This window comes from Syntrophotaleaceae bacterium, from assembly GCA_041390365.1.
Taxonomy (GTDB): domain Bacteria; phylum Desulfobacterota; class Desulfuromonadia; order Desulfuromonadales; family Syntrophotaleaceae; genus JAWKQB01.
Map to the genome: position 1 here is coordinate 753,413 of JAWKQB010000002.1, position 12,345 is coordinate 765,757.

General features: G+C 58.0%; 7 protein-coding genes. 3 read left to right on the plus strand and 4 right to left on the minus strand.

Features of this window, described 5'->3' with window-relative positions; all coding sequences use genetic code 11:
* Positions 1 to 26: 26 nt before the first annotated feature.
* Positions 27 to 1,472 (plus strand): hypothetical protein, encoded by a 1,446-nt coding sequence (locus R2940_10695; protein MEZ4600241.1) that lies wholly within the window; start codon positions 27 to 29, stop codon positions 1,470 to 1,472.
* Positions 1,473 to 1,478: 6 nt separating this feature from the next.
* On the opposite strand, the gene R2940_10700 is transcribed toward R2940_10695, so the two are convergent.
* Together R2940_10700 and ercA are read right to left on the minus strand one after the other, a co-directional pair.
* The gene (locus R2940_10700; GenBank protein ID MEZ4600242.1) at positions 1,479 to 2,717 is read right to left on the minus strand and encodes a SpoIIE family protein phosphatase; all 1,239 of its coding nucleotides are present in this window, start codon (positions 2,715 to 2,717) and stop codon (positions 1,479 to 1,481) included.
* Positions 2,701 to 3,861 carry an alcohol dehydrogenase-like regulatory protein ErcA gene (gene ercA / locus R2940_10705; GenBank protein MEZ4600243.1) on the minus strand — a complete coding sequence of 387 codons (1,161 nt, stop codon included), beginning with the start codon at positions 3,859 to 3,861 and terminating at the stop codon, positions 2,701 to 2,703. Before ercA ends, R2940_10700 begins: the two co-directional genes overlap by 17 nt.
* A 327-nt stretch (positions 3,862 to 4,188) precedes the next feature.
* Between ercA and R2940_10710 the strand changes: the two genes are divergently transcribed.
* On the plus strand, positions 4,189 to 6,501 hold the full coding sequence (locus tag R2940_10710) for an EAL domain-containing protein (GenBank protein ID MEZ4600244.1): 2,313 nt from the start codon (positions 4,189 to 4,191) through the stop codon (positions 6,499 to 6,501).
* An 89-nt stretch (positions 6,502 to 6,590) separates the two neighbouring features.
* Here R2940_10710 and R2940_10715 read toward each other — a convergent pair whose 3' ends face one another.
* Positions 6,591 to 8,207, minus strand: coding sequence for a PocR ligand-binding domain-containing protein (locus R2940_10715; GenBank protein MEZ4600245.1), 1,617 nt, complete (start codon positions 8,205 to 8,207; stop codon positions 6,591 to 6,593).
* 194 nt (positions 8,208 to 8,401) lie between these two features.
* Here R2940_10715 and R2940_10720 point away from each other — a divergent pair, with 194 nt between their 5' ends.
* Positions 8,402 to 11,416 (plus strand): DUF5714 domain-containing protein, encoded by a 3,015-nt coding sequence (locus R2940_10720; protein MEZ4600246.1) that lies wholly within the window; start codon positions 8,402 to 8,404, stop codon positions 11,414 to 11,416.
* A 188-nt stretch (positions 11,417 to 11,604) separates the two neighbouring features.
* Here R2940_10720 and R2940_10725 read toward each other — a convergent pair whose 3' ends face one another.
* A complete protein-coding gene (locus tag R2940_10725) occupies positions 11,605 to 12,300 on the minus strand; it encodes an FKBP-type peptidyl-prolyl cis-trans isomerase (GenBank protein MEZ4600247.1) in 696 nt (231 codons plus the stop codon).
* Positions 12,301 to 12,345 lie beyond the last annotated feature (45 nt).

A 12,345-nucleotide genomic window follows, 5' to 3' on the forward strand; every position in this document is an offset into this window, starting at 1 on the left:
TTTTTGCTGTGACCCGGAGTCATGCGATGAAAAGATCTGCATCTGTTGTTTCCATTCTTATCCTCACCCTGGCAGCCATTTCCGCCTGGGCGGGAGCCTGGCCGAAAATCGAGGCGGCTCTGGAAAAATGGCAGGGACCGAAGGAGATGGTCCTTGTCACGGACCTGGATGATCCCCTCGCATCACCCGTTTCGCAGGAACTGTTGACAGCGGCCCTCGAGCAGGGCTATGCCGTACTGCCCGTGAAGGCTCCACCCAAGTCGGGAACCGGTCTGCTGCTCGAACTGCGTTCCTCGGAGACAGGAGCCACCACGGTGCTGTTGCGGCGGCAGGCCGATGGCGCCATTATCGGGTTCGAACAGCGGCCGGCCGCCAAGACGGTGGTTCCGCCGCCTGCAGCAGCGGTCGAGCCTCCGCCGGCCGTTGCCGTCAAGCCGGAAACGGCCAGTGCTGCCCCGGTCAGAAGAGATGTGCTGCCGGCATCGGCGTTGCCTGCGCCGATCCCCCTCCCTTTGAAGCCGCGCAGTCTGGCGCTGGTCACAATGTCCGAGGGCCACACCTTCGACGTTGCGCTGCAGGACGATGCCGGGGTGCAGCGATACCTGCTGCGGGAGAACGTACTCGAGCCGCAGGGGGCTTTTTCTGCGGGGTCCGGCCTGCGAGCTCTTTATTTGGACAGCGACAACCTGGAGGGTGACGGCCTACGGAAAATGGTTGCGGTCTGGGCCGAAGACGTCAAGGGGATCTATCAGGGCACCGAATCGCGGCCGATCACGCGGCTGATGAAGCCGTCTGGCGGCGGATTTGAGGCGGTCGCGGGGCCCGAGGCCTTCCTACGTCTGAGCGGCGGGCGGGTGCTGTTGCAGAAAAAGGGTATTTACGAGCCCTGGAGCGGGCCGGTGCTGTCCCTGGAGGGCTGGAAGAAGGAAGGAAAACCGGTGGCCTGGGGCAAGGGCGACCTGTTTCAGGTCACGCCGCTGAACGCAGAGATCGGTCTGAAATGGTCCGAGGAAAACCGCCTGCAGGGTGTTGATCTCGCCAGCGGAAAGGAGGTGCCGGGAGGCGCCTTGCTGCACGACCTGGGTGAATTCCAGGGAGTCTCCGTCGCCGCTCCCCTGAAAGTCCCCGAATTCCGCTCCGGTTTCTCGAAAGAGGATGTGGTTCGGGAAACCTGGACTGCTCTGCCTCCACGAGTCTCGGTGGGAGCGGACGGCACGGCTTACACCGTGCGCCGGGGCCGTACCATGGGATTGCCGCTGGTCAGCAAGCCGAGCGGAAGCGACACGCTGGCCGGCATTGGCTGGAATGGCCGGAGTCTGGTTCTGGCCGAACCCTTCCCGGCAGTAGAGGCCTTTATCCTCGATTTCGCCCTGGTGGAAAAGGGGGATCAGGTCACCGGAGCGCTGTTGCTGCTCAACGATCGTCCTGATGCTGGCGGCCGGGCTTATCTGCAGTGGATGCCCAAAAGGTGAAGGAGGTCAGTGCCTGAAGAGGGGGATGGTTTCCGGCCCGGTGCATTTGATGACCACCAGGGTCATGTCGTCCTCGATGTTTTCCGGAGGTTTTTCGGGAACCAGGCGATTGACCATCTCCCGTGCATGGCAGGACCACAGCTTTTTGCCGAGAGCGCCGTCGTCGATTTCCCGCTGCAGGATGACTTCCAGCAGGCCGTCGCTGAACAGAACCAGCGCATCCCCGGGGTAAAAGTCCTTGGATCCGGCCTGGAAGGGTTCCGGGGAGGGGACGCCAAGGGGCAGTCCCCGGGGCAGCAGCTCCTCGACCTTGCCGTTGGCTCGCAGCATGTAGACCAGTCCATGGCCGCAATCCACGTAGGTCAGCCGCCGGGTCGGAAGCTCGAGGCGGGCATGGAAAAGAGTGACGAAGCTCTCCGAATTGTCCAGATCCTGGCGCAGAGCCGGTTCCGCCTGACGTAGCGCTTCGTCCGGTTCGGGGATGCGGGCCACCGCCCGCAGCGAAGCCCGGACCGTGGCCATCAGCATGGCGGCCGGCAACCCCTTGCCCATGACATCGCCCAGGGTCAGGGCATAGCGGCCGGGTCCGGTCTGCTGGAGGTCGTAAAAGTCCCCCCCCACCTGCCAGGCAGGCTGACAACGCGCGGCCACTTCGAATCCGGGGAGATCGGGCAGGCTGTCGGGCAGCAGCCTGGCCTGGACTTTTGCGGCGAAGTCCAACTGGGTCTGGAGTCGCACCCGGCGCTTTTCGCTTTTCAGCAGGGCCTCCTCGGCCTCCTTGCGTTTGCTGATGTTCCTGGCAACGACAATGACGTAATCCTTGTCCTGAAACCGCATCCTGGCAAGCGTCAGTTCACTGGGAATCCGGCTGCCGTCCTTGCAGCGCAGCGGGGTCTCCACCATCTCCCGTCGTTTCGACTTCCCTGTTTCGCTGATCAGCACACAGGCTTCCTGATGGTCCTCGATATCGGTCACCTCGAAAATCGACAGCTGCCGCAGTTCGTCTGAAGTGAAACCGCACTGGCTGATCGAGGTCTGGTTGAAATCGACGATCAGGCCGGAGGGGACTTCCACCAGAAAAATGGCATCATTGGCGTAATCCAGAAAAGCCTTGAACCGCTCCAGCTCTTCCAGGCGTTTCTGCAGCTCTGGATAGTAGCACTTGTGATGCGAGGTTTCCCCCAGCCCGATCAGTTTCTCCCAGAGCTCTTCCGACTCCTCGACTGGATCAGAGCGATTCTTCATAAATGACCTCAAGGTCCCGCTGGCTCGCTTTGCGGGGATTGGTGATCAGGCAGGGATCGCGCAAGGCCTTCCGACTGAGGACGGGAAGGTCGCTGCGGGTCACCCCGAGATCACTGAGAATTCGGTTCAGACCAGCCTCCACCTTGAGTTTTCTCACGTGCTGCAGCAGGGCGCGGCGCCTGGCTTTTTCATCCAAGCCGCGCAAATCGATGTCCATGGCCGCGGCGATCCGGTCGAAGCGCTCAGGCGAGGCGGGGAGATTGAAGGCCATGACGTGGTCGAGAAGGATCGCGTTGCACTGACCGTGAGGGGCGTCCCGCTCGCCTCCCAAGCTGTGGGCCATGGCATGGTTGGCGCCGAGAATAGCGTTGGAAAAGGCCAGACCCGCCTGGAGACTGCCGAGCATGATCTTGGCCCGCAGCTCGACATCGTCGGGGTTCCGTATCGAATCGACCAGATGGGTATTGATCAGGCGAATCGCTTCCAGAGCGTGGAGGTCGGTCATCGGCGAGCTGGCATTGGAAACGAAGGCTTCAATGCCGTGGGTCAATGCGTCAAGTCCGGCGCAGGCGGTCAAAAAAGGATCCATGGTGGTCAGCGTTTCCGGATCGATCAGAGAAAGGTCGGGCACCACCGATTTGCTGATAATGGCAAACTTGCGCCGTTCCAAAAGATCGGTGATGATCGCGAATTGGCTGACGTCAGCCGATGTCCCCCCGGTCGTTGGGATACAGATCAAAGGAGGCATCGGCACCACCACTTTGTCCACACCTTCGAAGCTCAGAATCGGCAACCGGTTCGAGGTGACGATGCCGATCCCCTTGGCGCAATCCATGGGGCTTCCCCCTCCAACGGCAACCAGGATGTTGCAATTGTTTGAATTGAAGACCTCGGCTCCGGCCATGACCTCTTCAACGCGGGGATTGGGGGACACGCCGGTGAAGGTCGTAACCGCCAATCCGGCTTTTTCAAGGTCTTCCTTTACCTGTTGAGCCCAGCCCGCGGCGACTACGCCGGGATCGGAAACCAGAAGAGCGCGCTGCCCTCCAAGATTCCTGGCGTAGGTTCCGGCGTAATGCCGGGCGCCCGAACCGAAAATATACTCGGGTGCTACGAATTTGCGAAGTGTTGCGGTCTCTTCCATGGTTGCCTTTGTCCTTAACAAATCCCCTCTTTTAATGCTGTAGACGGTATTTTCGACTACTCCACGCATGCAAGTAAAATTATATCGTCCGACCGGCAACAGGGGCAACCCCGCCCCGCCCCGAAAGACAAAATGTTGACGACCGCCTAACCCGAATTGACGGGAAATTAGAGTTATGTAGCAGCATTTTTTCGTTTTTTGGTTTAAATGCCGCGATATTTATAATTCAATCCCTGTAAAATTCGCCTCGAAAAGCTAAAAATTAAGCCAGTTCTTAGGTGTGGTATTTGCAGAAAGGCCGACAAAAGAGAGGGAGGGGGACAAACGATGAAGGATAACAGGATCCTTGTCGCGATACTTTTTCTGATGTTTCTGCTGCATGTTCCAGGAATCGTGCCGGCATCGGAAACAGGCGGTGTAACAGAGCAGGGGTATCTGCGATCAGGGGCGCTCTGGATGGTCGGCAGTCTTGCAGGGCTGGAAGGGTTGCTCTCCATCTGGCTGGGCATTTCGCTGCGCCGGCGCCGCAAATTGGCTGAAAGCCGGGGAAAAGCGCTGAATACCCTCAATGCCATACTGCAGGGCATCGAGGACCCGATTTTCATGGTAGACAAGGACCTGAACATAATCTGGGGCAACGACACCGTCAAAAATTTGATCGGAGAAAATGCATTTGGCCGAAAATGTTATGAAGTCCTGCATGGGCGGTCAAAACCCTGCAACCCTCAGCCTTGCCTGACCGTTCAGTCCTTTTTCGACGGTCAGCCCCGTCATGGCGAGCGTCGGGTCATCTCCAATGGAGTCACCCGTTATTTTCTCTGTTCTTCCAAGGTGGCTCTAACCGATGCTGAGGGGAGAGCAACAGCCGTGGTGGAGACATCCCGCGAAATCACCGCAATGCGAAAAGCTCAGCAGGAACTGCATCTTGCCAAAATGGCCAACGACTCCTCCATCAATCCTATCGGCATGGCGGACCTTCAGGGCCGTTTGACCTACGTCAACCAGGCCTGTCTCGATCTTTGGGGGTTTTCCACCAGAGAGGAGATTCTGGGAAAAGAACTTTTCCAATTTGTGAGAAACCCGCTGAATGCCCTGGCTGTTATCGAGGAACTCAGAAGCAAGGGCGGCTGGCGCGGCATCCTGGCCGGAAGAAAAAAGGACGGGACTCTCTTTGATGTCGAGGCACATGCCTATCTCACCCGCAACCCGGAAGGGGAGCCGGTGTGCCTGACGGCCTACTTCGCCGATGTGACGGAGAAAAAGAGAACCGAACAGCAGATCAGCAGACTCGCCTACTACGATGCCCTGACCGGGCTGCCCAACCGTATCCTGCTTGCCGATCAACTGGAACAAGCGATTGGTCATGCCCGACGGTCACAGGAAAGCCTGGCTGTTCTGCTGCTGGATCTGGACAATTTCAAACAGGTCAACGATTCGCTCGGCCATGCCAAGGGGGACGCAGTCATCCAGGCTGTTGCGGCGCGATTGAACTCCCGGGTCCGTCGAGGGGACACCTTTTCCCGATGGGCCGGCGACGAGTTCGTGTTTATCCTGGCCAACACCAGGATGGAGGAGGATGCCGCCACTTTCGCCAAACTTATCCTTGAGCAACTGACCGAGCAGTCTTTCAAACTGAATGAACGGCAATTTTTCGTTACCGGAAGTATCGGCATCGCGATGTACCCCCGAGACGGCCAGGATGTGGACACTCTGCTGCAGCATGCCGATACGGCCATGTATGAGGCCAAGAGGACCGGCGGCAACAGCCATCACTTTTTTTCCGAAAACCTCCATCAAAAAATCATCGAGCGGCACACTTTGGAAGGGAGTCTGCGACAGGCGCTTCGTGAGGACCAGTTTTCACTGGTCTACCAGCCCCAGGTCGACCTCGAATGCGGCCGAATCGTGGGGATGGAGGCACTGGTCCGCTGGCAGCACCCGGATAAGGGGGTGATATCTCCGGCCCAGTTCATTCCTATCGCTGAGGAAACCGGTATGATCCGCCCGCTGGGAAACTGGATTTTGCGCACTGCCTGCTCTCACGCCTCTCAGTGGCAGCAGTTGGGGAATGGCCCCTGCCGGGTTGCGGTCAATATTTCGGCCTGCCAATTTCAGCAGCCTGACCTTGTGGACCAGATTGAGGAGGTACTCCAGGAGACAGGGCTGGATCCTCAGCTTCTCGAACTGGAACTGACCGAAAGCGTGTTCATGGAAAACCTGGACCAGGCCATCGAAGTGCTGGTCGACCTGAAGGCGCGGGGCATAAAGATCGCCATCGACGATTTCGGCACCGGTTATTCCTCGCTCAGCTACCTGAAGAATTTTCCAATAGACCGGCTCAAGATCGCACAGGTATTCGTGCGGGATGTTATGGCCGACCCCAACGACAGGGCGATAGTCGAGGCGACCATCGCCATGGCCAAAAGCTTGAGGCTGCAGATCATTGCCGAAGGGGTGGAGAGCCGGGAGCAGATGGAGTTTCTGCGCAGCCTCGATTGCCGTGAAATGCAGGGTTACTACTTCGCCAGACCGATGGACGTCCAGCAGATTGTCGAACTGATCGGGCGGGACATGGTGCTGCCTGAATGGAACCAGGGTGAAAAAAGGAAAAAATGCATCCATTGTTCCTTCGGCTGCTGAGGTTCGCGGATAACAGCAGCCATTGCCATTGCCATTGCCATTGTCGTTGTCGTTGTCGTAATCGTAATCGTAATCGTAATCGTAACGAATCAACCCGATGATTTGCAGGGGAGGGTAAAAGTGATGTTTGTGCCTTCACCTTTCCGGCTGATGGCCTGAATGTCTCCTCCATGCGCTTCGATGATGTTTTTGGCCAGGGCCATTCCCAATCCCAGCCCGGGGACGGCGGTATCGGAAGCGTCGGCCCGGTAAAATTTGTCAAAAACCCTCTCGAGTTGTTCCTCGGTCATGCCGATGCCTTTGTCAATTATGGAGATCCGCAGGCAATTGTCTTCGAGAGCTCCTTCCACCCGTACCAACCCCCCTTCCGGTGAAAATTTGACGGCATTGCTGAGAAGATTTTCCAGAACCTGATTGACTTTGACGCAATCGATGACCATTTGGGGCACTGGATTGGGAAGGTCCAGAACGAACTGATGGTTTGGGAATTTTTCCTGGTAACTCTCTATCATTGCATGGATGTTTTCGGCCAGATCGCAGGGGGCCTTATCCATGGGGACCTTTTCACCGATTTGAAAACGAGTGAGAATGAAAAGGTTTTCGACGATCTCATGGAGGCCCTCGGCATTATTATGAATATGCTGTAGGCATTCTTCACACAGTTCGGGAGAAAAGTCGTTCTTCTGCAACAGCAGTTCGGAAAAGCCCAGAATCGATGTCAGAGGGGTACGCAGCTCGTGGGCGGCCGTCGAAATAAATTCATTCTTCATGCGGTCGAGATCCCGTTCCCTGGTGACATCCCGCAGTAGCAGGATCAAGCCAGTTCTCTGCCCTTCCCGAGTATGAATCGTGGAGATGCGTGCCTGAACCGCTCTTCCCAAGCTGATGCACCTTGGGCAATTGCCCAGATTTGCGATGGCTGTTTCAGCAACCCCCCGACTCAGGTTGTCCAGATGCTTCGCCAGGGTATCACACTGGCAGATCTCCTCCAGGTTTAGCCCCATAACTTCTTCGGACCTGAGCCCAAGAAGCTGTTCTGCCAAAGGGTTGATCAGAATCACCTTATGGTTCATACCGGTCACGATCAGCCCGTCGGCCACGGAGCGGAGGATGGCCTGAATTCGGTCCCTGGCTTTTTCCGCATCCTCCATGGCTTCCCGCATCCTTTGTTCGGAGGCCCTCTGTTCCTGGGTCTTTATTCCCATTTCAACCAGCAGATCGATAAGATGGACATGAAACTCAAGGATCTTTTCGATCCGCTCCCGGGGCAGGACCGGAATTTTACCAATCGCCCGGATATATTCCTCTTCATCGATGCCGATCCGCCCGGCTTGACCGCGAAGATAACTTTCATCGGGTTTTTCGTAGAGAAATTTGCCGAGGTACAAGTTTGCCTGGTGCCTTTCCCCGATTATAATGGGCATGAAAATGTCGGCAACTCCATGCAGGCAGCGTTGTTCAACAATTTCACGGCCTTGCAGAACCTTCGTTTTTGCAGAGAAACTGCAGGAGGAATAACCCTCCGGACAAAGGCGGACGATGGCGGGATGCTCCTTTTTGAATTTGAACATTTGGCAGAGTTCCTGATTTCCTGCCCCAGCCAGCATGTTTCCATCGAGATCGAAAACGGCCACGGGGATCCCCGAAGCCTTGTACAGCCCTTCCATCAGAAGATGAAGGCTGCGGATGTCAATAACTTCAATCATACTGTTTTCCTGTACGTGATCGGCGAATCATGGCTGATTGGTCCATTATACGGCAAAATTCCAGATGGTTGAATTTCGGGTATAATGAACCGGGCTGAAGTGCCGGATTAAACTGTTGCAGGATCTGGTTGCCTTGACAGAGAATATCTTGAACTTGAGTAAAGTGTACAAGCAGATTCCAGGATTTAAAACGGATGAATTTTCAACCCCATTACTGGCAACGTTTTGAAGAAGGCGGCATTCCCCTCTATCTGCGGGGTGACCTGCCCCTCTGGTTTGTACCCAATCAGGCTGGCGACAGGATTCTGCGGGACCTGGCCGAAGGTCGCGACATCTGTCAGACACCGGCAGCGGCCAGGTTTCTCGCCCGGCTTCCCGATACCTTTCCGTCGGATTATCCAGGTCGGTCGGCAATCCTCGAGGCCCAACATCTGCGGGAACTCTGGTTTCACCTGACCAATGCCTGTAATCTGCACTGCCGCCACTGTATGTTCGCTTCCGGTCCCGGGGATGCTCTGGAAATGCCTGCGGACCGCGTGCTGAGTCTGGCCGCGGAGGCGGTGGAACTCGGCTGCCGTGTCTTCGCGCTGACCGGAGGGGAGCCGATGGTGCATGGCGAGTTTGCAGCCGTGGTCCGGGGATTGCTGGCGTTTCCCGAAACCCGGCTGGTCGTTCTGACTAACGGCATGCAGCTGAAACAGACCTTTTCCCGGGGGGATTGGGATTTCGAACGGCTGCATCTGCAGATCAGCGTCGACGGACTTGGACTCCGCCACGATGCCATTCGGGGCGGGGGAACTTTCGACCGGCTGACCTCCGAGCTTGCCTGGCTCAAAGACCGCAAGATCCCTTTCACCCTGTCCATGTGCGTCACCAGTTCCAATCTGACCGATATGCCGGGACTGGTCGATTATGCTGTTGAAACAGGGGCGGGCAATCTGCATTTCATGTGGTATTTTGTCCGGGGCCGGGGAGGGAGGGATCTTTTTGCCGATCCATCGGACATATTCCAGTCCCTGGTGAAGACGAGTGAAAAGGCCGAGCGTGTCGGCCTGGAGATCGACAACCTCGATGCGCTGAGGAGCCGGATCTTCGCCCCGGGCGGAACCATCCACGACGGCAGCAGCAGCGGCTGGGAATCGGCAGCGGTCGGTCCGGACGGCAAACTCTATCCGTCGGCCGCTCTGGTCGGAATCCCCGACCTGGCGACGGCTCTGGAAGGCGGACTGACCGCCGCCTGGAGATTCAGCCCGGTTCTGCAGCAGATCCGCAAGACCTCGGCCCGCGGGCTCGATTCCCCCTGGCGATTTCTGATCGGGGGAGGCGACCTCGATCACAGTTACCTCTCCAGCAAAGAGTTCATCGGGGCCGATCCCTATCAGCCCCTCCATGAAAAAATAGCCCTCTGGCAGATCCTGCGGGAGGCGTCCCGGCAGAAAGAGGTCGGGCCGCCCCGGCTGCGTCTGAAGATGGGTGATATTCTGGAAAGCTGCGGCGCTCACGGCTCTGTCGCCCTGGTTCATTCCAACTGTCTGCTCGCCCTGACTCACAGGGACAGCCGCACGGTGGTGGGGGATTTTTATCGGGCGGCTGCCGAAACCGTGCAGGAAGATATTCTCAACCCGGTCTGTTATGACGATGAGCTGGTCGACCACATTCCCGAAAAGTACCGGTTTCGGGGATACGGCTGCGGCAGTCCGGTGCTGGATGCCCGTTTGCGGGCCGGGGAGCGGGTGGTCGACCTGGGGTGCGGCCGGGGTATCGAATGTTTCATTGCCGCGAGACAGGTGGGGCCGGGCGGGCGCGTCGTGGGAGTGGACATGCTCGACAACATGCTGGCCCTGGCGGGGGAGGGGGCCGAAGCTGTCCGGACCCGGCTCGGCTATGACAATCTCAGCTTTCAGCACGCCTATTTGGAAGATCTGACGCTGGAGGACGGATCGGTGGATGTCGTTCTGTCCAATTGCGTCATGAACCTCTCCTCGCATAAACGGAAGGCTTACGGGGAAATTTTCCGGATTCTGGACCGGGGAGGCCGACTGGTCATTTCCGATGTGGTTTGCGATTCGGAGCCGGGGGCGGCGATCCGCAACGACGAGCAGCTGCGGGGCGAGTGCATCGCCGGGGCCCTGTCGCAGAAGGACCTGGTAGGAATTCTCGAAGAGGCCGGGTTTGTCAACATCCGCCTGATCAAACGGTTTCCCTACAGGGTCGTCCGGGGTCATCCCTTTTTCTCCCTGACTTTCGAGGCCTTCAAACCTTGTCCGGGTTCGCGAGTTCCGGTTGTCAACCGTGGTCCGGCCTGTCTGATGACCAACGAGGGCGGTTTGCTGGCGCCCGGCCCCATATACCGGATAGATCGTCAGGACGCGGAATCGCTGGCCGAGGCGGTGTTCCTGCTGGACGAGGATGGAGCCGTCACGAACCTCGACCTCGGCGCCGGAAGCTGCTGCGCCCTACCTCCCGAGGCCAAAGGGGAATCGGATCGAAGGGCTTCCTCCGGAAAACGTTTCAATTCAGGCTGCATGGTCTGCGGAGCGCCATTGCGTTATCTGCCGCAAGACGAGGTTCAGGTGTGCAGCTACTGCCAGAAAACCTGCAACGGCAACGCCGTTTGCGAAAAAGGACACTTCGTCTGTGATGCTTGCCATGCAGGAGAAGCTCTGGCGGTGATCGAGACCCTCTGTCTCGCCAGTCGGGAGAAAGACCTGCTGGCCCTTTTCGACCGCATTCGCCGCCACCCCGTGATCCCTCTCAACGGCCCCGAATATCACGCCCTGGTTCCGGGGGTGATCCTGGCCGTCTATCGCAATCTTGGCGGTGAAGTCTCTGCCGAACTCATCCGCAACGCCATCCGGAGAGGATCCCGGGTCGGGGGCGGCAGCTGCGCCTTCTGGGGAGTTTGCGGAGCCGCAACGGGGGTCGGAGTGGCCTTCAGCCTCCTGCTCGATGCCAATCCCCTCAAAGGAGAGGTTCGCCGGCAGGTGCAGCAGATCACCTGGAAGGTCCTGGAAGGGATCGCCGCCCTGCACGGCGCCCGCTGCTGTCAGCGGGACTGCTGGCTGGCCCTGAAAAAGGCGGCCGAACTGTCCGGCGAACTTCTGCCGATATCTTTAAAGGCGGAAGGGATTCCCCGCTGCAGCCAGCAGCAGCTCAACCGGGAGTGTGCGGGGGAGGAGTGTCCGTGGGGCAAAGGCGGTGAGGGGTGAGGAGTGAGGAGTGAGGAGTGAGGAGTGAGGGGTTAAGGCGGTGGGGCGGAAGGCAGAAGGCCGAGGGCAGAAGGCGTAAGGCGTAAGGCGTAAGGCAGACGCCGCAGAGCCAAGGCAGCAGGGCGTGAGGGGTGAAGCAAGGTTTAACTCCTCACCCCTCACCCCTCACTCCTCACGCTTTTGAACCTTTACTTCTTCTTCTCAACCTTCTGCAGTTCCACGTCGAAAACCAGGGTGGAATTGGGGGGGATGCCCGGGGCTCCCCGTTCGCCGTAGGCCAGATCCGAGGGGATGAAGAGCTTCCACTTGGCGCCTTCCTGCATCATCTGCAGCGCCTGGGTCCAGCCGGGAATCACCCCGTTGACCTTGAAGGTGGCCGGTTCATTCCGCTTATAGGAGCTGTCGAATTCGGTGCCGTTAATAAAGGTGCCCCGGTAGTGCACGGTCACCATATCCTCGGGACCGGGCTTCTTGCCGGTGCCTTTTTCCAGCACCTTGTACTGCAGACCGCTTGCGGTTGTTTTCACGCCTGCTGCCTGGCGGTTTTTCTGCAGAAAAGTTTTGCCCTCCTGGAGGTTCTTATCGGACAACTGTTTGATCTGTTCCTGCTGCCGTGCCACCACCTTCTGTTGCAGGTTCGTCAGCGCCTGACGCATCTCATCTTCCGACATGGCCGGTTTTTTGCCCCCAAGCGCCGCCTTCATCCCGTTGACGAGATTGTCGGCATCGAGGTCGCCGATCTGATTGCGGAAATCGAGTCCGATTTTGTAGCCGAGGCTATAGCTGCCTTTTTGCTGTTCGGTTTTCGGAGCGGCACCCTCCTGAGCCTGAGCGCCGGTAGCCACCAAGGCAAGGCACATAAGGGCCAACAGTCCGGATTTCATAGTTTTTCCTTTCATAGAGAGTTTTGAAATCAAATGAAAAAATGA